This window comes from Flavobacterium sp. TR2 (genome assembly GCF_025252405.1).
GTDB lineage: Bacteria > Bacteroidota > Bacteroidia > Flavobacteriales > Flavobacteriaceae > Flavobacterium.
This window is the reverse complement of sequence record NZ_CP104307.1, coordinates 1,294,614-1,318,267: the sequence shown is the minus strand read 5'-3', so window position 1 is coordinate 1,318,267 and position 23,654 is coordinate 1,294,614. Positions and strand designations below refer to the sequence as shown.

The window sequence follows — 23,654 nt, the reverse complement described above, 5'->3', positions numbered from 1 at the left end:
TTCCTATTAATTTTATTTTTGCCTTAAAAAAATATAACAATTTTACCTGTATTTGTTATATTTTTATTATGTAAATTTGCTTTGCTAAAAATTAAAAAACATGAAACCAGACCTATTTCAATCTCCGGATTATTTTAACCTTGACGATTTATTATCAGACGAACATAAATTGGTTCGCGAATCTGCTCGCGCTTGGGTTAAAAAAGAAGTTTCTCCTATTATAGAAGAATATGCTCAAAAAGCAGAATTTCCTAAACAACTTATTAAAGGTCTTGGAGAAATCGGCGGTTTCGGACCTTATATTCCTGTAGAATACGGCGGCGCAGGATTAGACCAGATCTCTTACGGTTTAATTATGCAGGAAATCGAAAGAGGCGATTCTGGCGTAAGATCTACCTCATCTGTTCAATCATCTTTGGTAATGTACCCTATTTGGAAATACGGAAATGAAGAGCAAAGAATGAAATACCTGCCAAAACTGGCTACAGGAGAATATATTGGATGTTTCGGATTAACTGAACCTGATCACGGTTCTGATCCTGGAAGCATGATTACCAATTTTAAAGATATGGGAGATCATTATCTTCTAAATGGTGCTAAAATGTGGATTTCTAATGCTCCTTTTGCAGATATTGCAATTGTTTGGGCTAAAAACGAAGAAGGCCGAATTCATGGTTTAATTGTTGAGCGCGGCATGGAAGGCTTCACTACACCAGAAACTCATAATAAATGGTCGCTTCGCGCTTCTGCGACGGGAGAATTAATTTTTGATAATGTAAAAGTTCCAAAAGAAAACCTTTTGCCAAATAAATCTGGTCTTGGCGCTCCTCTTGGCTGTTTAGATTCTGCTCGTTACGGAATTGCTTGGGGTGCAATTGGGGCTGCAATGGATTGCTATGATACTGCTTTAAGATATTCAAAAGAAAGAATTCAATTCGGAAAACCAATTGGAGGAACTCAATTACAGCAGAAAAAATTGGCTGAAATGATTACCGAAATTACAAAAGCGCAATTATTAACTTGGCGTTTAGGGGTTTTAAGAAATGAAGGCAGAGCGACAACTGCACAAATTTCTATGGCAAAACGCAATAACGTAAATATGGCGATCAACATTGCGAGAGAAGCCAGACAAATGCTCGGAGGTATGGGAATTACTGGCGAATACTCTATTATGCGCCATATGATGAACCTTGAAAGTGTGATCACTTACGAAGGAACTCACGACATACATTTATTGATAACTGGAATGGATGTGACTGGAATTCCAGCATTTAAATAAACGCCAATTATTAAAATATACATAAAATCAATGCGAAAAGCTTCTTCTTGACGGAGAAGCTTTTTATCTTTGCATCAAAATTTTTTCAAAAATGAATATCGAAACGATAAACAAAAGCATTCAACCTCAAAAAGACCAACTTTTAAACCATTCTTTATACAATAAGATTCAAAATATAAATGACCTGCACAGTTTTCTAGAAACTCACGTTTTTGCTGTTTGGGATTTCATGTCTTTGTTAAAAGCATTACAAGCCAAACTTACTTGTACAACAACGCCTTGGTTTGCTACCAAAAATCCAGAAACTCGCTATTTAATCAATGAAATTGTTCTTGCAGAAGAAACCGATTTAACGCTTGACGGAAGAAGGCAAAGCCATTACGAAATGTATTTGGAGGCAATGGAAGCTTGTGGCGCAGACACTACTGGCATTTTAAACTTTTTATCAGAAGTAAATTCGCTTCAAAACATATTTGTTGCCATCAAACAAAGCCAGTTGCATCCTAATGTAAAATCTTTCTTGGATTTTACTTTTAGAGTTATTGAAGAAGGCAAACCTCACGAAATTGCCGCAGCCTTTACCTTTGGAAGAGAAGACTTGATTCCGAGTATGTTTACCGAAATTTTGAAAAACTTCCAGAAAAACCTTCCGGAAACCGATTTAACAAAATTGCTGTACTATTTTGAAAGACATATCGAATTGGATGCCGATGAACACGGACCAATGGCTATGACCATGATTACAGAGTTGTGTGAGAACGATGCTCAAAAATGGAAAGAAGTTGAAGAAGTTTCGATCTTAGCTCTAGAAAAACGCATCGGTCTTTGGAATGCCATCGAAGAAGAAATTTTGATGAAAGCCGAAATGGTTTAAAAAAACCGAACTCATATATTTAACGTAACTATTTGTTTAAGATGTTCACAAACCTAATTTGCCAAAATTATGAAACCGCATTTCAAACAAATAGTTATTGTTATACTCAGCATATTTTTATTAAGCTGCAGCGCTGAGCAATCAGATTCTGAGAACATTTCGGTTCCTCCCGCAACAACTCCGCCAACCGCAGAAGTTCCCACAGCTCCAATTTCAAAATCTATAAATTATCTTGCTTTAGGCGACAGTTATACCATTGGACAAAGCGTGTGCGAAACCTGCCGCTATCCGGAACAGCTCAAAGCTAAATTGCAGACAATTTATCCCGAAACCGCTTTTTCATTAAAAGTCATTGCGACAACAGGATGGACAACGGCAAATTTAATTTCCGCAATCAATTCCCAAAATCCAGAATCCAATTATGATTTGGTCACCCTTTTAATTGGCGTCAACAATCAATACCAGCATTTAGATTTTTCGGTTTACGAAAAAGAATTTCCACAATTGCTCGATAAGGCAATCGCATTGGCCAAAGGCAACAATAAAAAAGTGATTGTGCTATCGATTCCAGATTATGCCTATACTCCATTTGCTGCCAACTATACCGATTCAAACCGAATGAAAATTTCGAACGAAATAAACCAGTACAACAGTTTTGCTGAGCGTTGCTGCATCTCCAGAAATGTTGCGTTTATTTCCATTACCGATATTACGAGACAAGGTCTTAACAATCCGAGCCTTGTTGCTTCAGACGGACTGCATCCTTCTGAAACTGCGTATAAAATGTTTGTCGACAAAATGCTGCCGCAGGTTAAAACTGCTTTGCAGAAATAAATTAGTCTTACAATTGCATTTAGCAAAACATTTTGAAACAAAATAAAGGTACCTTTGTATGTTGCTATAAACTAATTTGCCATGCAGGCTTCTGTTACAAAAGATCTATTACCCTATATCAAGCATTATCTATTTTTAGATGATCCCGAAACTGCTCTGCAAAAATTCCGCTTATTTTCAGACGGCAATACTGGTCTTGTTTTCTCTATAAAAAGTAAACTTATTGCTGGAATAAATAAATACGACGTAAAGAATTATCTGCCTGCTTCATTTGTATACGGGCAATTGAGCAGCTACAAAGATCTTTATTCTGAAAATGAAATTAAGCTGATCATTGTCGTTTTTCAGCCCAACGGAATAAATAAATTATTAGGTGTGCCCGCCGATGAATTTCACGATTCTATAATTCCTGTTGAAGATCTATTTGGCAAAAAAACCTCAACCCTTCTCGAGAAATTGTCTGAAGAAAACAATCAAACGCGCATTGATCTTTTAAATCATTTTTTTAGACCCCTAATCGCAGTAAGACCGAACTCAAATCAGCTGCTGGTAAATAGTTCGCTAAATTTTATTATCGGCAATAAAGGACATTTCTCCATGAAACAATTGGTCGAGTACACAGGTTATACCGAAAGGCATCTTGAAAGAAAATTTAAAGAATGTATCGGGTTAAATCCGAAAAAATTTGGGAATATTATAAGATTGCATCATTTTCTAAAATTATTAAAAGACAAAACTGATAATATAAATCTGACCGCAATCTGCTACGATGCAGGATTTTCAGATCAGTCTCATCTAATAAAAGAATTTAGAAAACATACTGGAATTACTCCAACCGAATATATGTCCAGCAGTGAGAAACTAACCAACAATCTTATCAAAACACTGCCTCCTCTATTATACTAAAATGTCGGTTTTATACAATTTATAAAATAACGGCAATGCTATTTTTGGATAAAATTAATAGCAAACAAAATGAAAAATCTAAAAATAGCTGCAGCCCAGTTTGAAAACAAGAGCGGCGATAAAAACTATAATCTATCTGTAATCGAAAACTTATCGCGAAAAGCATCAGAAGAAGGCTGTGATGTGATTTCGTTTCATGAATGCTCTATAACAGGGTATACATTTGCAAGAAATTTATCAACAGAACAAATGCTGGACTTGGCAGAATTAATTCCGAACGGAGAAAGCATTTTAAAACTGGTTGAAATTGCCCAAAAAAATAATATTGTAATACTGGCCGGGCTCTTCGAAAAAGATGAGAACAACAACCTTTTTAAAGCATATGTTTGCGTAGATAAAAACGGCCTAGTGGCGAAGTACCGAAAATTGCATCCGTTTATAAATCCATATTTGACAGCGGGAGACCGTTATTGCATTTTTGAAATTGAGGGCTGGAAATGCGGTATTTTAATCTGTTATGACAATAATATTATAGAAAATGTTCGTGCTACAAAACTTTTAGGTGCCGACATTATTTTTATGCCGCACGTAACCATGTGCACGCCTTCTACCCGACCTGGAGCTGGTTTTGTATCCTCAGATCTTTGGAAAAACCGAGAAACCGATCCAACTTCTTTACGCTTAGAATTTAACGGAATGAAAGGCAGAGATTGGCTGATGAAATGGCTGCCGGCAAGAGCTTACGACAATGCTATTTATGCCATATTTTCGAATCCAATTGGCATGGATGACGATCAATTAAAAAACGGCTGTTCTATGATTATAGATCCTTTTGGAGATATTCTGGCAGAATGCAACACTTTTGACGATTCTTTTGCAACAGCAATAATTACCCCTGAAAAGTGCAATCTTGCAGGCGGAAGCAGGTACATAAAAGCTAGAAGACCAGAATTGTACAGAGATATTATTGGTCAAAACCATCAATCAGAACAGAATGTGGTTTGGTTAGACTCTGATAAAAAAAGCATAAATTAAGTATTTCGAACCTTTAAGACTTTGGAAAAATTTATCTTTGAAGATTCATGAATTTATAGAACAAAACCATATAATGGAATTTTTTAAAACTAGAAATGAAGATATCGACGCCGTTTTCAATATTTACAACGAAGCTACAGCTTATCAAAAAACAGTCAACAATAAAAGCTGGAGAGGTTTTGAAAGAACATTAATTGAAAAAGAAATTGCCGAAAATCGTCATTTTATAATCAAAGAAGGAAACGAAGTTGCTTGTACATTTGTACTCACTTTTAATGATTTAATTATCTGGAAAGAAGCCAGTAAAGATTCTGCAGTTTATTTACATCGCATTGCCACAAATCCAAAATTTAGAGGGCAGTCTTATGTCAAAAAAATTATAGAATGGACTAAAGAATATGCCAAAGAAAATGGTAAAGAATACATTAGACTAGACACACACAGCGGCAACGAAAGAATAAATAAGTACTACACGAGTTGTGGTTTCACCTACAAAGGAATAAGTACAATCGAATGGACAAATGAATTGCCAGAACATTACAAAGAAGGTTCTTTTAGTTTGTTTGAGATAAAGCTTTAGATTTATTTTTTTGACTTCCAAATAAAGCCATCCAATAAATAATGCGTAAACTGAGGCACCGTCAATAGCGGAACTAACAAAATCTGCCAGCTTGAAAAATCAAAATTTGTGACGCTGATGTTTTCATTCCAAACAAAAAGTTCCCAGAGAAATTCTTCGGAAAAGGCAATTAAAAGCAAAATTCCAATGTAAATCAAAAGGCCTTTGTATTGTTTTAAGAAAGACAAACGCCCCAATTCTGCTTCCGATTTTCCGTCGATTTCTTTAAAATAAACCAAAGCCATGTACGGAATTCCGTGCGAAACGACATTCAATAAAGTAAAAATCAAATCGTCATTAAAATATACAATTCCGAAATACCAAGACAAAGCCGTTCCTAGAATAATACTGTTTTTCGGGATATTAAAAAACTGATTCTGAATAGATTTTACAACAGTATACAGGATATACAAAATCAAAATTGCAATATAAACTCCCAACAGGATTTCGAGAATTCTTTGGTTTTCAAACCTAAAAAATTCATTTTCTACAAACCAGTTGAACTTTCGCTTAGACGAAAAAAACCAATACAGCATTGGGTAGCCAGTTGAAGCATAAATCGCCAGATTGTCAATCCAAACTGAAATCCTCGTTTTTGTTTCTTTTCTCGCGTACAGTCGCATGAAGCCGTATTGCTGCCTAATAAAATGAAAAACAGCCACATAAGCCAAAAATGACCAAAAAACTAAACTCCCGAAAGAGAAAAGCACAATTCCCGTTGCCAAACAAATAATGGGCAGTAAAATCAATCTTCTTTTTTGCTTTTGAAATTCAGCTGCAACAAAATAAGTTTTAAATAATGTCGCATAAACGTGCGCTACGTCTATAAAAACAATCAGGAAAAGCCAAGTGTAAAAAGAATAATTTTCCTCGATCTGGGCTATATAATCCTGAAAAATGAAAATGATCGCCAAGACAAAAAATGACGGTCCAATAATAAATGCCCAATCGGTTTTGGCTTTATGAATCCACGGTTGTTCCATCTACAATTTCATTTACAACATTAATTCCTTGGTGAAAAGCTTCTTCAAAAATCGAGATTCCAGATAAATCGCTATGCGCAAAATAAATAGAATTTTGAATATTCTGTTTGGCCTGTTTTTTTGATTCTCCAAAAATAAAACCTGGCGCCGGCGAAATCATTCCGTGACCTAAAATAAAAACTTCCAGATCTTCTGTACACTCTTCAATATTGGGGTGAGCCAATTTTAAGTCATCAAGAACAAACTGTTTCCAATATTCTTTGTCTTTTTTGTAAAGCTCTTTTCTCGTTTTCTTTAAATCGGCAGACGAAAAACTATAATAATACGTAATGACCTTTTTGTCCTGAACCTGATTCACGGTCTGATGCTGATCGTAAACATATCCTAAACCTTTTGCATCATAAATCACATTGTCCCAAGAAAGCGGAAAACTAAAATCATCTGATAAATCATTTACAATCAGCGTTGCCAAAAGCCAAGGCGTATAATGAAAGTCTTTGGTAAATGTTTTTCTGTCTTTTATTAAATACTGATTTACAAACTGCGGAGAGGCCATTATGGCTTTATCGGCAATAATTTCAACTGAGGTTTTGTTTACAGCATCAAAAACTTTTGCAATAACTTTATTATTGGCTACTTTGACTTCATAAACCAAATGATTTTTTAACGATTGGCCTTTCGTATATTTTTTCAAATGATGGGCTAAACGCGAATTTCCTTCGGCCCACGTTAAAACGCTGTCCTGTTTTTCGGGCGTACTATTTTGCTTTCTTCCAGCAAAATAATGTATTCCTGCCCAAGCCGAAACATAGTCGATTCCCAAACCAAAATCGTCTTTACAGCAATAATCGATATAATTAAACAAAGGTTCTGAAGTAAAATGGTTGTCTTTGAACCATTGCTTCATGGTAATTTTATCCAAAGCTCTGGTCTTTGAATCTGATGAAGAAAGGTAAAGCGGAATATCAAACAAATACTTCTGATCTTGGCCTTTGGCAGTTCTAAAAGCATCCATTTTTTTGAAGAATTGCTCAAATTCCAAATCGTCTGAAACTAAATTTCCTTCTTTTGGAACTACGCCTTCCTGCCAATTATTTTTGTAAAACAAACGTTCGTCTGGAGCAAAAGTCAATTGCAATTCATCAAAAATTGGGAAACCTTTTTCGTTATAACCCAAAATTATTTTTTCTTCTTCCAGAAAACGAAGCAATTCTTTATCCTCAAAATTGGGCAATGGCAAATAATGCGCTCCCAAAGGATATTTGGAATATTTGTTTTCTCCGTTGGAAGAATTTCCGCCCAAATGATTTTCTAATTCCACCATCAGAAAATCTGAAATTCCTTTTTTATGAAATTGGCGTGCCGCGCTTAAACCTGAAATTCCGCCGCCGACAATTAAATATGGAATCTGGATTTGTTTTATCGGTTTTGGAAAATCTTTTATCCATAAACGATGGCCAAGAATATGTTTTGTACCTGATAAACGAATCATCATTACCGCAATCTTATCGGAACAAAACTGCAGAAATGGAACCGCAATTAAAGCTGCACCAACTACTTTTAAAAAACTCCTTCTGGATTTATTGCAGTTTTCCCCACTCTTCATCAAAATAGCGCACTAAAATCTGGTTGTCTAAACGATTGATTTCGATTTGGTTCGAAATCATATCATTTGTAAAATAATTGAATCGGTCGAATTGATAATTATAAAATTTCAATCCTTCTGCTTTTCGGTTTACCGTATTAAAAGTGGTTCCAAAACCATTTATGGCAATCGTGTAGCCCCATTCTCCAAACGAAGGAACGTACGCGTGATACGCATCTACCTGCGGAAAAACCTGCATGACAGTTTTGTTGATGCACCAAAAGGATTTAGGCGCAAAATAAGGCGAAGTAGTTTGTATGACCACCGCTGCATCTGGCTGTAAAATGGTTTTTATGGTTTGATAAAAATTAAGCGAATACAATTTCCCCAAACTATAATTGGACGGATCTGGGAAATCGATGATTGCCACATCGTATTTCTCTTTATTATTTTTCGCCCAAATATAAGCATCAGTATTGATTACGGTAACTTTAGGATTGTTCAAAGAGTTTTGATTAAAATTGGTCAGAACCGAATTGGTTTTGAACAGCTTCGTCATTCCGGCGTCCAAATCGACCAAAGTCACTTTCTGAACGTCTTTGTATTTCAAGATTTCGCGAACTGCCAAACCGTCTCCTCCACCCAAAACCAAAACGTTTTTGACGCTTTTTGCCATCGACATGACGGGATGCACAAGAGCTTCGTGATAACGGTATTCGTCTGCAGAACTGAATTGCAGGTTATTGTTTAAATAAAGCCTGTAATCGCTCTTATTATGCGTTAAAACGATACGCTGGTAAGGTGTCGAATTGGTGTAAATAATATTTTCTCCGTACAATTTCCCTTCCGAATAGGCGAGAATATCATTCGAAAAAATAAAAACTGCCAGTAGCAGCACAAAAGAGAAGATGGCTTTTGCTCTAAGTAAAGAAGGTTTTCTTAATTCTCTCTTTAACAAAAAACATAAAGCAATAGCAATGCTCACGTTAATCATTCCGAAGAAAAGAGAAGTTCCCATAATGCCCAATTTTGGCACTAAAACCAACGGAAACAAAATAGAAGCCAAAAGCGCTCCGATATAATCAAAGGTAAAAACATTCGAAACCAGATCTTTAAACTCAACTCTATCTTTTAAAATATTCATTAAAAGCGGAATCTCCAAACCGACCAAAAATCCAGTTACGAAAACAAATAGGTATAAAATGAATTGAAACGAACCTACACTTTCAAACAGCAGAAACAAAACTACCGAACTCAGACCTCCAATAAGTCCAACCAGAATTTCGATTTCTACAAAAGTATTAAGCAGATTCTTATTGAAAAACTTCGAAAAAAACGAGCCTATACCCATCGAAAACAGGTATACGCCAATAATAAATGAAAATTGTTTTACCGAATCGCCCAATAAATAACTCGCCAAAGTTCCCGCAACCAACTCATAAATAAGTCCGCAGGTAGCAATTATAAATACGGCAAAGAGTAAAAGAAATTCAAACCTAAGAAACTTTTTACCCATGAATTGCGGCACTAATAATCATGGAAATTCCAATGATAAATGCTGCCAAAACAATGGCAACAGCAACATTATTTTTTTCTACAACTTCTTTCCAAGTATTCTCAGGAGTCAGTTTTTCGATAATATAATAACCGATTAATAAAATAACAATTCCTAAAAAAGAATAAAGAATTGAGTTTACTACTGGCTGTGCGTGAAATAATTCCATATTGATTATTTTTTTATTTGTGATAAAAACGGCTATATGATGTTCGGCTTCCTGCCGTACTATATTTTTCTGTGGTTTCGCAATCGCAGATTCTATTTCCTGCTAGCGCAAAATAGAGGTAAACGCCAAAGCAAAAGAATCCAATTGCTAGTGGCGCCCAATTATTGGCAAAGAAATCTGAAATTCTTTTCATATTATTCATAGGTCGAGTAGGAACTGTCTGCCCATCTCTCTTTTTCAAATTGATTTCTAAAATATCTTATAATGAAATAAATTATAACCATAGCTAAGATAACTAACCCTAGATTTCGACTCGAAGGCTGGTTCCAGACCACATTGACATTCATTTCGCTATTGGTAAGATCTTCTGGAGCTTTCATTGGCGTAATCAAAAGATGGTATTTTCCTCCTTTTACACCACAGATATTAAACTTTTCATACTGGCTGCCTTCTGTCCAAGATTCTCCATCAGAATAGCCATGATAGTATTCTATGTCTTTATTTGCATAAATTTCATCGCCATTATCTTCATTAATTAAAGCGATGTTTATATTGGCCCATGAATTACTAACTTCAGTCGAAACACTAATCGTCATAGGAGCCGAAGCGCCTTTGAGCACAAAAGACGGACTGGTAATTTCTTTATTATCAAATTCGCTGAACTTAATTTTACTGTTAAAAACATTTTGCTCAACCTGATCTTTATAAATGTACCAATTTGCGGTTATGATCAATAAAGCGAAAAGACAGAAAATAATGGCAGTATTTCTAAGGTCAAAACGAGACGGCTGAATCATGTTTACACCAAACTGATAAGGCATAGTCCTTTTTGGAAAGGCTTTCTGAATAACGCTTTTTGGTACATACTCGCCATGAAAAGCCGATTGCACATTGTTCATCCTTTCTATAGAGATGATGTTTGGCGGATTTATAAATTCAGCCAGATGAATGTATTTGTTTTGAGGAAGTTCAAAATCAAAAAAACCTTGCGCGTCTATAATCTCAGCATCCGAATGTTCAAACAAATCGTAATCTATGCCATCGTGGTCTAAAATTGTAACTCCTCCTTTTAATTCCGCAATATTCTCCATTTCGGTAAGCATCATCCAATGCCCATTGGAAAGCGAAAGATACAGAAACTCTTTGGCTTCATTCTGCAGAATAAACTCTGTCCAAGTAAAATTAGGATGCACTTTTTTCTTTAGCAAACCTGTAACTTTATAGTTGCTGCCTTTCAGAAATCCGATATCGCCAATTTCTAGCGGATAATCTCTAAGTACATTTTTATACTTTGATCTTCTTCTAAATTGCCCCTCTTTATCACGAACGTATAAACTCTGACAAACCGGGCAAACAAAATTGATAACTTCAAAACCAACCTCTAACTCGGTTTCTGTATTACAATCGTAACAAGGAATCTTCATATCTTATCGGTTAATTTCAAAATCTTTAATAATTTCTGCTTCAAAATAATCAACGTAATCGGCCATAACCGCGCGTACCTTATGCGAGTTATCCTGAAGGTAATTACACAAATAAACATCCAAAGTCAACTGATTGTATTCTGGCCAAGTGTGTATACAAATATGAGATTCTTTCAGGCAGTACGAAATTGTAAAACTTTCGTTCTCGAAATCATGCACCACAACGCCAACCTTCTCAAGTTCATATTTTTCTAAAATAGAATTGGTAACTGCGACAAAGCCTTTGCTATTGGTAAGCTTAGAAATTTCGTCGACATATAGCGTAACCAGTTTATGCAATCCTGGCGAATAAGGAGGTAAATCCATTAAGTTATTTATATTACACAGGAGCCAAATATATAATATTTCTAGAATAAAAAAATGCGGGAAACCGTATTTTGAAAATAACTTTTTAGGGCTATGTGTTTATGATTTTTTCTTTTTTTAGATTTTTTGCAAGATCTGATGAATCAAGATTTTTTGATTTATAAATCATCAAACTCTTTTTGTTCTGAATCATTATTTTAAAACTGATTCTATTTTTAATTGAATAATCCCTCTAAAAATAGAGACGCGATTAATTTCTCTAAAAAAATAGAGACGCGATTAATCTCTCTAAAAAATAGAGACGCGATTAATCGCGTCTCTACGGTTATTTCGATTGTTTTTGTTTTATTTTCCATAAAATTTGTCTTTATCCCAATTCAACGGATTGTTCTGTATATAATTTTGTATGGTTTCAAAAGATTTTTCATTTCTAATGATATGATCATGAAAACGCGGTTGCCAACCAAAATCTGCATATATTTTTTTCATCTCAAAAGAACATCTTCCTTTATACCATCTTATAATTCTCGAAATATTATCCTGCAACATAGGATTTTTATCCCCAGCAAAACCACCTGTTTTATATATTGTTTCGGGTAGAGACGCAATTAATTGCGTCTCTACGGAAACCGATGCGTTTTTATCGATAATTAAAATCCCATGAACGTGATTTGGCATAATTACAAAATTACCCAATTCGACATACGGAAAATGTTCTGGAATATCTAACCAATATTTTTCTGCCAATATTCCCAATTCCGATGCCTCCAATTTAGAATCAATAATATCTCCAAAATAACATTCCCTATTTTTAGTACAAATAGTTATAAAATAGGCTCCATTTGCACCATAATCCCAATTTTGCAATCGCGAAGATGGAATTCGATATTTATTTTTAAACTTTTGAGACATTGGTCGACAGATTTTTTGAAAGGTGTTCGTAATATAATCCTGAAATTAATTGCCGCTGATTTTCCCATGCAAATATTGTAAAATCGCAATTGCCAAAGTTTTTGTTCAATAAGTTTTTTTGGACGTTTGATGTGTAATTTATAATTTGGCAATAGAAACAATTAATAAAAAAACCTCGAAATATACATTTCGAGGTTTGGTATTATTTTATTAAAAATTTGCAGAAAGGAAGGGATTCGAACCCTCGATACAGTTACCCATATACTAGCTTTCCAGGCTAGCTCCTTAAACCACTCGGACACCTTTCTATTTTGGTCTGCAAATAACACAAAAAAAATTGAGTTTAAAAAGTAAAATTAAGATTCGTTTATACTTTTTCGAAATTCTTCCATGAAAAGTTTTACGGCCTTCTTCTGGTAACCTCCCATTGTCAACATATATGAATCTCTTTTGGTTGAAACTCCTGTAATCTGAATGGCTTTAAGGCTATGCTCCCAGCCTTTCAAAGCTTTTTCTGCCACAATGGTTGCCCAGTCGCTGTTTTCTACCATTTGCAGTAAGGCATGAATCGAATTTAACTCTATCGAAATTTTCGGTTTCATGTTGTGCTTTACAAACAATGCTTCGACATATTCACGCGAATTGGAACCTTTTCCGGGAAGGATCAACGGAACTTCTTCTATTTTCTTAAATGGCATTTTTTCTAATGCAGCCAAAGAATGCGATTTTGAAACTGCCATAACCATATTGGACGTAAACAGAGGCACTTTCTGTATCGGAGGCCCAATTTCGTGCGACGAAATCACTAAAACCAAATCCAATTCATTATTAATCAGTTTTTGTTCTAAAGCTTCTGTTGTTCCATATTCTACCACTATCCTCAAATTCTGGTATCTTTTGGCAAATGCATTTACGACAGGCAGAATCAATAATCCGAAAATGTAGGTTACTCCAATTCGGAGTTCTCCGCCAATCATTTCGTTCAAATCTTCTATGGCCTGCTTTCCGTTTTCTACATTTTCAACGACTTTTTTAGCATGAATTAAAAATACGGCACCAGCTTCTGTCAGCTGCACTTTTTTTCCAATTCGCTTAAACAATAGCATTCCAAGTTCTTCTTCCAGCTTTTTTATTTGCTGAGAAAGTCCCGATTGTGTAACAAAACACAGCTCTGCAGCCTTGGTAAAATGCAAAACCTCAGCAGTTTTGATAAAATATTGCAGTTGATAAATTTCCATATTGATAAGTTTTACTACTTATTATAAGTAAAATTATTAATTTTTCTAATGCTATCATAATCCCGACCTTTGTATTAAATATTTAGGATTATGTTTAAGGCGTTAAAATCAAAAAATTTCAAGTTATTTTTCTACGGTCAATCCGTATCAGTTATCGGAACCTGGATGCAGAAGACAGCCGTAAGCTGGATGGTTTACAGCATCACGGGATCGGTATTTTTATTAGGTTTGGCCACATTTTTAAGCATGATTCCGTCTTTGTTTCTAGCGCCTCTTGCAGGAAGCATTATCGGACGTTACGACAGACACCGCGCCATGATGGTATTGCAATCTTTAGCCATGCTGCAGGCTGGAACTTTGGCTCTGCTTATTTATCTCAAAATTTATAATATCAATTTTATTCTGGCATTAAGCCTTATTCAGGGAATCATAAATGCCTTTGATATGACGTGCCGTCAAACCATGATGATTGACATTGTTGACCGTAAAGAAGATCTTCCAAATGCCGTTGCGCTTAACTCTACCATGAATAATTTTGCCCGAATTGCAGGTCCTGCGCTTGCCGGAATTATTCTGCACCAATATGGAGAGGATATTTGTTTCATCGGGAATTTTGTGAGTTATGTTCCTGTTTTGATTTCACTCTTGATGATGAAGATTACACCGCATATTAAAGCCGAAAACAAATTGAATATGCTGGACGATCTTATTGAAGGTTTAGATTATGTAAAGAAAGAAACCGAAATGGCAAGAATGCTCTTAATGTTAACCTGCAGCAGTTTGTTTGTAATTTCTTTTAATACTTTGATGCCTGTTTTTGCGAAAGATATTTTTAGCGGAAACGCTGAAACTTTCAGCTGGTTTGAAAGCGCTGCAGGAATTGGCTCTGTTCTCTCTGCTATTTATTTGGCCAATCTAAAATCGGCTGAAAATATGGGGAAATTGATGATTGCTGCCAGTCTATTGCTAGGGTTCAGCATTATTATTCTGGCAGTTTCGAGCAGCATTACCATTGCACTAATCTGCATGACTCTCAGCGGAATCGGAATGATGGGACAAACTTCATCAATCAACATTTACATTCAGACGCACAGTATTGTCAGTATGCGTTCTAGAAGCATCAGCTACTATATGATGGCCTATCAAGGAATGATTCCTGTGGGAAGTTTGATCATTGGATATGTTTCCCACTCGCTAGGCGTAAGAGCAACAGTTGCTATTCAAGGAATTATCTGTATTCTTTCTGTTTTGGTTTATGTGTATTACAAAAAACACAAAGCTTCTGATGAATTGGAAAGCTGCCCGGTTACGTATAAAAATTCTAAGTTTTAAGTTCCAAAAGGCTTGCTGTTTAAACCATATAAGTGATATAAGGAATTATTAGCAACTATAATTGCTCACATAGTTTATCATGAATAACAAACTGAGACGTTTAATTTATTAAAAAACGACCCGACAGGTTTTAAAAACCTGTCAGGTTTCGTTATGTTAACGTTGTCAACTTTGTCAAAGTTTAAAACTTTGACAAAGTTCTTTAACGCAAAGTATTGAAATTTAATTTTAATATACTTCCCCGCGAAGAGTAATTCCGTATACTGATAAACCAATCTTTGTCGAGTTTCTTGTGTGATCCTTCCTTCGTCAGGATGACAAACTGCGTGGTTAAGCGAAAATTTCAATAAAAAAATCCCAAATCCCAACTTTAGATTTTGGGATTTGGGATTTGTTTTTTATTGGAATTTAATCTTAGGATATTTCCCCGCGAAGTGCCGTTTCAAAAATATCTTTAAACTCGTTTTGCGGGATATTATGTCCAAGCAGATACATCAATTTGGTAATTGCGGCTTCTGTTGTAATGTCTTTTCCAGAAATAACTCCTAACGATTTCAAAGCAGTGCTGGTCTCATATTGTCCCATGTTTACGCTTCCGCCAGAACACTGGGTTACATTCACTACGTGCATTCCCGATTTGATGGCTTTTTCGATTAAGTTTAAAAACCAATCTTCTGTTGGGGCATTTCCAGAACCATAGGTTTCCAGAATAATTCCTCTTAAACCTTTCGTTTCAAGGATTGAAGCCAAAACAATTTCGCTCATTCCAGGAAACATTTTGATGATAGCAACGTGATTGTTCAAATTTTTATGAACGATCAATTCTGCATCTTTATTTACAGGAAGAAATAAGTGTCTGTTTAATTTTAAATGAACTCCCGATTCTACTAATTCTGGGTAGTTTGGCGCTGTAAAAGCTCTAAAATGTTCTGCATTTACTTTTGAAGTTCGGTTTCCGCGATACAATTTGTATTCAAAATATAGGCAGACTTCTGTAATAACAGGTTTTCCGTCTTCTAAAAGTGAGGCGATCTGAATTGCTGTAATCAGGTTTTCTTTGGCATCGGTGCGCAAATCTCCAATTGGCAATTGCGAACCTGTAAATACAACTGGTTTTGCTAAATTCTCGAGCATAAAACTCAATGCCGAAGCCGAATATGACATGGTATCTGATCCATGCAGCACGACAAACCCATCGTAAGCGTTATAGTTTTCCTCGATAATAGTGGCAATCCTCGTCCACATTTCGGGATTCATATTGGAAGAATCTATTGGATGTTCGAACGAAATGGATTCGATTTCACAATCCAATTGTTTGATTTCGGGAATCTTCTGTATGAGTTTGCCAAAATTGAAGGCTTTAAGCGCTCCCGTTTCAAAATCTTTGCTCATACCGATGGTTCCTCCGGTATAAACCAATAATATTTTTGCTTTAGATGACATCGTGGTATTTTAATTTGTTGACAACAGGATTTGCATACATGGCTAAAAATCCTTGTCTTGTCACAGGATTATCACTTCCGATTCTCATTTCTAAACGACGCTCAAAAAGCTGTTTTTCGCTCTCTTTATATTTGTGAGCAAATTTATCTGTTTCGTTTAAAATATCGTAAGCAATAAAATTTGTCGGCCACAATTGATAATTAGTCAAAATGGCATCATCAATTGTTTGAGCCAGAGCCTGAACCTGTTTGTTTACATTATCATTTTCTGCTACAATCTGATCGATTTCTTTGTCTAAAACATCTCCGACAGAGATATGTATTCTTTTTTTAGTTCCCATGATACCACTTAAAATGGTCATGAAATCTTCGTTTTTATCTTTTACATACACTTCGTTGTTTGCTTCTGCCATTAATTGCGGCATTTTCAAAACATCAGTTGGATCGTATTCGTACGAAATAGAAACAGGAACGATTTTTAATTTCTTAAAATAATCCATTAAATTTTCTTCATCAGAACCCATTCCAATCATTTTTAAAACTCCTGGATTGGTTTCGTCGTTTCCGTCTTTTGTTCTTCCTTCTCTTTGTGCAATCCAAACCGAACGATTTTCGCGAAGCAATAATTGTCCCATATATTCAGACAATAATTTTGAGCTTTGAAGCATTTCTCTAGGCGACAAACCTCTCAAAACCAAAAAGTTTCGGTTTAATTTGGCCAAAGTTGCCAAAAAAGCTTTTTTTACCAAATTGTCTCCAATTGCAGAAGCTGTCATTACTAAACCATGCTCAAATAAGCAAACGTTAAGCAATGTCGTATCCAGAAGAATATCTCTATGATTTGAGATAAATAGATAAGAAGTGTTTGGTTCTAGTTTTTCAAAACCTGAAGTCGTTAATCCTTCAGAGCTTTTTTCTAAAACTTTTTGAATCGTGTTATAAATAAAATTGCACTGAAAATCTCGTATAGAGTGTGTTTTCTTTAATTGTTCCTTCCAAACCTCATCTTCCACATCCGGAAAAGTAAAGTTCATCATGGTTTTCATCATAGGATGATTGACCACCGCATGAAGTGCTTCATTTATTTCGGAATCATAAAACGGTCGAATGGCATCAAATCTCTGCATTATTTATAATTGTTTAAAGTGGGCAAAAGAACAAAAAAAAAATTAAAGTTTTGTAAGGCTCAGGTTAAATCCCAAAAACATCCTTAGAGTTTTGGGTTGTAATTGCTGCAATTTCTTCTGCAGAAACACCATATACATCGCTTAATTTAGCTATAACGTTGATTAAATAGCTGCTTTCATTTCTTTTTCCTCTATACGGAATTGGCGCTAAATATGGAGAATCTGTCTCAAGAACGATATGTTTCAGATCGATTTGATTCAAAAATTGATCTATTTTTCCGTTTTTAAAAGTCACGACACCTCCAATTCCCAACTTCATATTGTAAGAAATTGCCTGTTTTGCTTGTTCTAAAGTTCCGGAAAAACAATGAAAAATCCCAAACAAATCTTCAGATTTTTCTTCTTCTAAGACTTCAAAGATTTCATCAAAAGCTTCTCTGCAATGAATTACGATGGGCAATTTGTACTGTTTTGCCAGCTGAATCTGTTTCTTAAAAGCAATCTGCTGTTCTTTTAAATGCGTTTTATCCCAATACAAATCAATTCCAATCTCGCCTACAGCATAGAATTTTCTTTTAGACAATTCATTTTCTACGTGCTGCAATTCTTCCAGATAATTATCTTTCACGTAAGTGGGATGCAAACCCATCATTAGAAATATATTTTCAGGATAGTTTTTCTCTAAATCATACATCGATTGTGTAGCTGCAGCATCGATTGCAGGAATAAAGAAACGAGTTATTCCAGCATCTATAGCGCGCTGAATCATTTCGTCACGATCCTGATCAAATTCTTCAGAATATAAGTGCGTGTGGGTATCAGTAATAATGGGTGTTGAATTCAAGGCTGTAATTTTAAAGTGCCAAAATTACGACAATATTAAAAGAATAGCAATTCTGCGCGATTGAGGTACGCGGATGAAACGGATTCACTTTGTGAAAACGCGGATGTGAGCGGATTTTCACTCCCGTTTTGTCGGGCTGAGCGTCCCGAAACTTCGGGAGAAGTCTATCAACCAATCGCTAATCTTTTGTCGACTCTCAACACGATCCTTCGACTTCGCTCAGGATGACAAAAAAACCTTTGTCAGAGTTTAAAACTTTGACAAAGGTTTGAATAATAATAACCTATTTTTTTATCATTCTGATGAACAAAGGATCTCACAAGAAGCTTCGAGGAGAAAACCCCCATTTTTTCTCTCGATCAGCTAGTGCGATCCCTCGTTCTTCAGTACGATATACAGGGTTATTTTCCTGTTTCTATATATAGCAAAGCGCGTTCCAAAACTTCGTCTTTGCCTTGTTGAACCCCTAAAATTGTTGGTTTCACTACAATATCGGGTACAATTCCTACACGCTGGGTTTCTCTTCCATCTGGGTAATAAACTCCAATACCCGAAAAGCCCGTATGAAATCCGCTAAAATCAAATTCAAATACATTGCCATCAGCTCCTGCGGTCTGGCTTCCTATTATTGTGGTATTTCCTGCTGTTTGAAAACACATTGCTGTCCATTCTGACTGGCTTATCGAATTCTCATCCAATAATACAATCGTTTTTCCTTTATAATGGTCTTTATTGTCAAATCCTGCATTTCTTCCATCCGTCCAATAAAACTTGCCTGGATAATTTAAATAGGGATACGTATAAATCACAAATTTCTCTTCCTTAGCATTTAGAAAATTTGAAATATCCTTGTAAGTGCCTAGCGGATAATTTCTCATATCAAAAACAATTGCTTTTGTATTTTTAAGCGCTTCGGCCATATCTGCAACATTTTTAGGTTTTATTACCCCCATATTAACATAGCCGATATTGTTTTCGAGAAGCTTAAACTTTTCTTTCTTTTTCTGAGCTCCTTTTTTATACTCATTTCGATGTGAATCATGGTAGTTAAACCAAACCATAGATTTTGTTTCGTATTTTCCGTCTTTCAAAAATTCTACTTTAACCTTTTCAGATTCGCTTAACAGGATGGTGCCAACAACTTTATCCAGAAAAGAAACTTCATTTGAAGCAGCAATCATTTCTCTTTTCTCTTCTATAAGTTCTTTGATGCTCTTATCATTTATTTTAGTGATCACTGTCCCAATTTTAATGCCATCTGCCTCAGCAAGACTGTCTCCTAAAATCTCTGTGATTACAAGTTTTTCTTCTATTATTCTGCCTGTTGCCGGAAAAAAATAATAGTTCTTTTTTTCTGTTGCTGCAGACGGATATATATGAAACTCAACATGGCTATCATCTAGTTTTGCCGCTGTTTTTCTTAATACTTTAAAAAAATCTTCTGGAGTATTAGACTGAACAACAGAAGGAATCACTTCATTTAAAGTTTCGTCCCATTTCTGATCCATTATGTATTTGTACGGAAAATAATATTCCACTACATTCCAGTATGCATACAGCATTAAAAGCTTTGCATTTTTGTCTGTGTAATCTAGATTAAAATAATTTTTCAAATTTTTAAAACCGTCAAAACTGGGTCCAAATTCCTCGGTGCTTTGAAACCTATTTTCTTCAATAAATTTTAATTTTTTAGAAAGTTTTTTAGAAAACAGTTTATTATTAAACCAGCTTAAATCAAAATTCTTATCAAAAAGTTTAACGTCTTTCGGCGTAACAATCGGCGCGATTTCTTTTACTGGCCCCAAATCATCAATCCAATTTTCTAAGATTAATGAAAACTCTTCTTTCGTTTGCGCTTTTTCTATTTTAGGCAATTTCTCCAAAAGCTGGCTGTCCCAATCTAATTCTCCGCCGGCCACATTTGGATGATAATATTTTAAGAATCCCCATACTTTGCAAGTTGCTGCCAATTTTTCGGTTTGAGAAATCTTATCTAACGCAAAAATGGCTTGAGAAAAAACAAGAAGAAAAATAAGCGCAACTCTTTTCATTTGGTTTTAGTGGTTAGTTCAAAATGTTTTTGGGCCAATTCTTTTAAAAAGAAAATCGAATTTAGAATTAAAATTCCAAATTCGATTGAGGTTTCCCGTAAAGAGATAAAATTTTTCTTAATAATTAGGATTTAGTCCAATTCTTCCAAGAGCTGTTCTACTTCATCATAATCTTCATAATCTTGCGAAATAGTCTGTAAAATGGCTTTACAGTCGTCATATTTTCCTTGTTTTAGCTTAGATAAAGCCAAATTCCATTTTGCTTTTTCTTTGTACACAGAATTTCCTGCTTCTAATTCTTTAAAAATAGTTTCTGCTTTCACATATTTGCTTACCTGCAATAATGAAACTGCGTAGAAATATTTGATTTCGTCTGAATTGTTTTCTTTTAAAATCATTTCGAAAATCGGAATAGCTGTTTCGTATCTTTTTCCGTTAAAATTATTCTCTGCTTGCTTTAAAATGGCTTCAGACACGCCTCTTTCTGTAAAATAAGCGCTTTCAGGATGGTTATAATCTTCAAAGTTTGGATAATGTTTATAATCAAAGAAAAACAATCCGAACATAATAACGGCCGATGCTGCTGCAGCAAAATACCACGGTTTAAGCGAAACCACTTTGTTAGCGTTTTTATTGAAATATTTATCTGAAATTCGAGTCAGGTTTTCTTTAAAGATTTCTCTTTCCTCTACTTGTCCGAATTTATTCTCCAACTGAAAATGCATTTCTTTGAAACTTTCAAATTCCGAAGCCAATTCGGCATCTTCGGATAATTGCTTCTCAAAATTGTTTTTTTCATCAACGGTCAGTTCGCCTTGAAGATATTGGTCAAATAATATATAGCGTTCTTCGTTCATGATTAATTGTTTTTTAAAGAGTTAAATTTTTTTGCTTCCTGAATCCATTGAGTTAACTGTCCAACGCACAATGATTTCTTTTTACGGACATAACCGTACGTCACATCGAGTTTTTGGGCAACTTCTTCCATTGATTTTAGAGAAAAGCTGAGTTTTAAAACTTCTTGGCATTTCTCTCCCAGTTTTTGGAACATCGTTTCGAAAAGCTTCTGTTTTTCATCAAATTCTTCTGCCTGTGCAACCAGTTCGTGTGCAGATTCATTGATAGATACCACATTCTCATAAATTGTTACCCCTTTATTAGCAGAATTTTTCAATTCATTCAGCCAGCGCCTTTTGCAGAGCAGGAAAAAATAGGCGTCAAACGGACAAGTCAGCTGCAATTTTTTAGCTTTCGCCTGATTAAAAAGCAAAATCATGACTTCCTGAATCACATCTTGCGCCTGATCTTTATCTCCTGAATTATTGGTGATAAACAAGACTACTTTGGGCGCAAATTTTTTATATATCATTTCGATAATTACAGAATCATTTGCTGCAAGTCCGTCAATATATTTTTGGTCAGGATGAATTTTATTTTGATCCATAAAAAAACATTTTACAGCTAATTTAAAAAAAAGAATCTTAAAAATTTTCAAAAATAAGAGGTAACAATATTACAGTCAATTGTATATATCGAAATAAAAGTCTTTTAAAAACCTTTAAAAAATTAAAAGAAATGGAAAGTTATCAATTTATAGATGAAAAAAACCTAGATCGGTTTTATGAAATAATTGCCGCCAAAACACGCAGCGGTTTTGTAATTACAGAACAGAATGAGAAACTGCCTTATGTGGTTTTGTCCAAAGAAAAGAAAACCATAAATCATACTTTTCATCTCTTCCTGAGCGTGCTCACTTTTGGCTTCTGGCTCATGATCTGGATTTATCTCTTTATTAAATTTTCCCGCAAAAAAGACATTTTGGTTGCTGTAGACGAAGACGGAAATCTGTTTGAAGACAAATGCATTTCCGTTTAAAAAATAAAACTGGGGTAACAAATTTCCAAACCAATTGATATAACGATATAAAAACCTTTAGAAAAATATTTTCTGAAAGAGGGGTAACAAAATAAAACCCGAATTGATTTAACATTAAAATTAATTAACCAAATCTGAAAAACCACTTGAAAACAATCAAGCCAGATTTATAAAAACTAGAAATTATGAAAACAAATTTTAAAAAGATCGGACTTTTAATACTAGCAATGACAGCATTTGCAAGCTGCGACAATAGCGACGGAGAAGATATTAAAATTTCGCCTCCTACTTCGGGCGCGTTTAAAAGCATCAGCGAAAAAGGAGTAAAAAGAAATACGCAAAATTTTACCATAAACGCAGGGAACGGCGTTGTTACCTTGACTTCAGCAAAGGGCGTAAAGCTTTACATTAACGGAGATTGTTTAACCAAAAACGGAAATCCGGTAACAGGACAAGTCGATATCGAATACATCGAACTTTTTGACAAAGGAAATATGCTCGTAACCAACAAACCAACTATGGGAATTACAGCAGACGGAAAGAAAAATCTTTTAATTTCCGGAGGAGAATTCTTCATCAAAGCAACTCAGGGGGGAGTCGAATTAAAAACTTCTTGCACTATGAACATGATTGTTCCGACTGCATTGACAAATGGTTTTGATAATTTAATGACTTTATGGACTGGAGTTATTGATGAAGATGGCGAATTGGCTTGGAGAGAAGCAAAAGCAAATGCTGACGGAACTGGCGGAAAAGGCGGTGTGCAAGGCGAAGGAAACAATTATTATGTTACTTTCGGGAATTTTGGATGGACAAACGTTGACCGTTTTTACAGCGACCCAAGACCAAAAACAACTCTTTTGGTTGATGTTCCTGACGGTTACAATAATACAAACAGTGCGGTTTATCTTTCTTATGATGGAGAAGGAACAAACGCACTTGCCAAACTCGATACTTTTACCGCTGAGGGATTGTTTAGCGAACATTACGGGCAAATTCCAATTGGATTAGCGTGCCATATCATTTTTGCAACTGAAGATAATGGCAACTGGCGATATGCCATAAAAGGAGTGACCATCTCTGCAAATGCAGTTTACCAATTCAATTTATCCGAAACAACAGTCGGTACAGAAGCTCAGCTGGTTGCGGCAATAAATGCCATACAATAACCTACAAATGCTTTTTTTGAGAAAAAGTGGTGATT

24 protein-coding genes and 1 tRNA gene are annotated in these 23,654 nt (G+C 35.2%); 9 read left to right on the top strand and 16 right to left on the bottom strand.

The features are described from left to right. Positions 1-100 precede the first annotated feature (100 nt). From N4T20_RS06105 to N4T20_RS06080, 6 genes are all read left to right on the top strand, one after another. On the top strand, positions 101-1,279 hold the full coding sequence (locus N4T20_RS06105) for an acyl-CoA dehydrogenase family protein (protein WP_260672192.1): 1,179 nt from the start codon (positions 101-103) through the stop codon (positions 1,277-1,279). Positions 1,280-1,370: 91 nt separating this feature from the next. Further along, positions 1,371-2,153 (top strand): DUF3050 domain-containing protein, encoded by a 783-nt coding sequence (locus N4T20_RS06100; RefSeq protein ID WP_260672191.1) that lies wholly within the window; start codon positions 1,371-1,373, stop codon positions 2,151-2,153. 69 nt (positions 2,154-2,222) lie between these two features. Continuing rightward, positions 2,223-2,987, top strand: coding sequence for an SGNH/GDSL hydrolase family protein (locus N4T20_RS06095; RefSeq protein WP_260672190.1), 765 nt, complete (start codon positions 2,223-2,225; stop codon positions 2,985-2,987). Positions 2,988-3,068: 81 nt separating this feature from the next. Beyond that, positions 3,069-3,893, top strand: a complete 825-nt coding sequence (locus N4T20_RS06090) for a helix-turn-helix domain-containing protein (protein ID WP_260672189.1) — start codon at positions 3,069-3,071, stop codon at positions 3,891-3,893. A 69-nt stretch (positions 3,894-3,962) separates the two neighbouring features. Continuing rightward, positions 3,963-4,928 carry a nitrilase family protein gene (locus tag N4T20_RS06085; protein WP_260672188.1) on the top strand — a complete coding sequence of 322 codons (966 nt, stop codon included), beginning with the start codon at positions 3,963-3,965 and terminating at the stop codon, positions 4,926-4,928. Between the two features lie 73 nt (positions 4,929-5,001). Next, complete coding sequence (locus N4T20_RS06080; protein ID WP_260672187.1) at positions 5,002-5,508, top strand: GNAT family N-acetyltransferase; 507 nt, start codon at positions 5,002-5,004, stop codon at positions 5,506-5,508. Positions 5,509-5,510: 2 nt separating this feature from the next. Here the strand turns inward: N4T20_RS06080 and N4T20_RS06075 are convergent, their stop codons facing one another. The 10 genes from N4T20_RS06075 to N4T20_RS06030 all read right to left on the bottom strand — a co-directional run bounded on the left by N4T20_RS06075 (position 5,511) and on the right by N4T20_RS06030 (position 13,779). Continuing rightward, positions 5,511-6,530: a hypothetical protein gene (locus N4T20_RS06075; protein WP_260672186.1), complete on the bottom strand. Its 1,020-nt coding sequence runs from the start codon at positions 6,528-6,530 to the stop codon at positions 5,511-5,513. Next, positions 6,508-8,136, bottom strand: a complete 1,629-nt coding sequence (locus N4T20_RS06070) for an NAD(P)/FAD-dependent oxidoreductase (RefSeq protein WP_260672185.1) — start codon at positions 8,134-8,136, stop codon at positions 6,508-6,510. The genes N4T20_RS06075 and N4T20_RS06070 overlap by 23 nt, the downstream gene beginning before the upstream one ends. Next, positions 8,111-9,631 carry a polyamine aminopropyltransferase gene (locus N4T20_RS06065; RefSeq protein WP_260672184.1) on the bottom strand — a complete coding sequence of 507 codons (1,521 nt, stop codon included), beginning with the start codon at positions 9,629-9,631 and terminating at the stop codon, positions 8,111-8,113. Before N4T20_RS06065 ends, N4T20_RS06070 begins: the two co-directional genes overlap by 26 nt. Further along, positions 9,624-9,839: a DUF350 domain-containing protein gene (locus N4T20_RS06060; RefSeq protein WP_260672183.1), complete on the bottom strand. Its 216-nt coding sequence runs from the start codon at positions 9,837-9,839 to the stop codon at positions 9,624-9,626. The genes N4T20_RS06065 and N4T20_RS06060 overlap by 8 nt, the downstream gene beginning before the upstream one ends. Before the next feature lie 13 nt (positions 9,840-9,852). Next, entirely contained in the window at positions 9,853-10,032 is a 180-nt protein-coding gene (locus N4T20_RS06055; RefSeq protein ID WP_260672182.1) for a hypothetical protein, read from the bottom strand. A 1-nt stretch (position 10,033) separates the two neighbouring features. Then, positions 10,034-11,263 carry a DUF4178 domain-containing protein gene (locus tag N4T20_RS06050; protein WP_260672181.1) on the bottom strand — a complete coding sequence of 410 codons (1,230 nt, stop codon included), beginning with the start codon at positions 11,261-11,263 and terminating at the stop codon, positions 10,034-10,036. A gap of 3 nt (positions 11,264-11,266) precedes the next feature. Then, on the bottom strand, positions 11,267-11,629 hold the full coding sequence (locus N4T20_RS06045; RefSeq protein WP_260672180.1) for an S-adenosylmethionine decarboxylase family protein: 363 nt from the start codon (positions 11,627-11,629) through the stop codon (positions 11,267-11,269). Positions 11,630-11,974: 345 nt separating this feature from the next. Further along, complete coding sequence (locus tag N4T20_RS06040) at positions 11,975-12,541, bottom strand: transposase (RefSeq protein WP_260672179.1); 567 nt, start codon at positions 12,539-12,541, stop codon at positions 11,975-11,977. A gap of 221 nt (positions 12,542-12,762) precedes the next feature. Continuing rightward, positions 12,763-12,849: transfer RNA gene (locus N4T20_RS06035), tRNA-Ser, on the bottom strand. A gap of 48 nt (positions 12,850-12,897) precedes the next feature. Then, complete coding sequence (locus tag N4T20_RS06030) at positions 12,898-13,779, bottom strand: LysR substrate-binding domain-containing protein (RefSeq protein WP_260672178.1); 882 nt, start codon at positions 13,777-13,779, stop codon at positions 12,898-12,900. A gap of 90 nt (positions 13,780-13,869) precedes the next feature. On the opposite strand from N4T20_RS06030, the gene N4T20_RS06025 reads away from it, so the two are divergent. Continuing rightward, complete coding sequence (locus N4T20_RS06025; RefSeq protein WP_260672177.1) at positions 13,870-15,111, top strand: MFS transporter; 1,242 nt, start codon at positions 13,870-13,872, stop codon at positions 15,109-15,111. A gap of 414 nt (positions 15,112-15,525) precedes the next feature. Here N4T20_RS06025 and N4T20_RS06020 read toward each other — a convergent pair whose 3' ends face one another. The 6 genes from N4T20_RS06020 to N4T20_RS05995 form a co-directional block, all read right to left on the bottom strand. Next, entirely contained in the window at positions 15,526-16,554 is a 1,029-nt protein-coding gene (locus tag N4T20_RS06020) for an asparaginase (RefSeq protein WP_260672176.1), read from the bottom strand. Then, positions 16,544-17,680 carry a 1-acyl-sn-glycerol-3-phosphate acyltransferase gene (locus N4T20_RS06015; protein WP_260672175.1) on the bottom strand — a complete coding sequence of 379 codons (1,137 nt, stop codon included), beginning with the start codon at positions 17,678-17,680 and terminating at the stop codon, positions 16,544-16,546. Before N4T20_RS06015 ends, N4T20_RS06020 begins: the two co-directional genes overlap by 11 nt. A 64-nt stretch (positions 17,681-17,744) precedes the next feature. Further along, entirely contained in the window at positions 17,745-18,524 is a 780-nt protein-coding gene (locus tag N4T20_RS06010) for a TatD family hydrolase (RefSeq protein ID WP_260672174.1), read from the bottom strand. A gap of 401 nt (positions 18,525-18,925) precedes the next feature. Continuing rightward, complete coding sequence (locus tag N4T20_RS06005) at positions 18,926-20,575, bottom strand: S41 family peptidase (RefSeq protein WP_260672173.1); 1,650 nt, start codon at positions 20,573-20,575, stop codon at positions 18,926-18,928. Positions 20,576-20,706: 131 nt separating this feature from the next. After that, positions 20,707-21,432: a tol-pal system YbgF family protein gene (locus N4T20_RS06000; RefSeq protein ID WP_260672172.1), complete on the bottom strand. Its 726-nt coding sequence runs from the start codon at positions 21,430-21,432 to the stop codon at positions 20,707-20,709. Positions 21,433-21,434: 2 nt separating this feature from the next. Further along, complete coding sequence (locus N4T20_RS05995; RefSeq protein WP_260672171.1) at positions 21,435-22,019, bottom strand: RNA polymerase sigma factor; 585 nt, start codon at positions 22,017-22,019, stop codon at positions 21,435-21,437. 131 nt (positions 22,020-22,150) lie between these two features. Here N4T20_RS05995 and N4T20_RS05990 point away from each other — a divergent pair, with 131 nt between their 5' ends. Continuing rightward, on the top strand, positions 22,151-22,450 hold the full coding sequence (locus tag N4T20_RS05990; RefSeq protein ID WP_260672170.1) for a hypothetical protein: 300 nt from the start codon (positions 22,151-22,153) through the stop codon (positions 22,448-22,450). 185 nt (positions 22,451-22,635) lie between these two features. Next, positions 22,636-23,619 (top strand): hypothetical protein, encoded by a 984-nt coding sequence (locus N4T20_RS05985; protein WP_260672169.1) that lies wholly within the window; start codon positions 22,636-22,638, stop codon positions 23,617-23,619. Positions 23,620-23,654 lie beyond the last annotated feature (35 nt).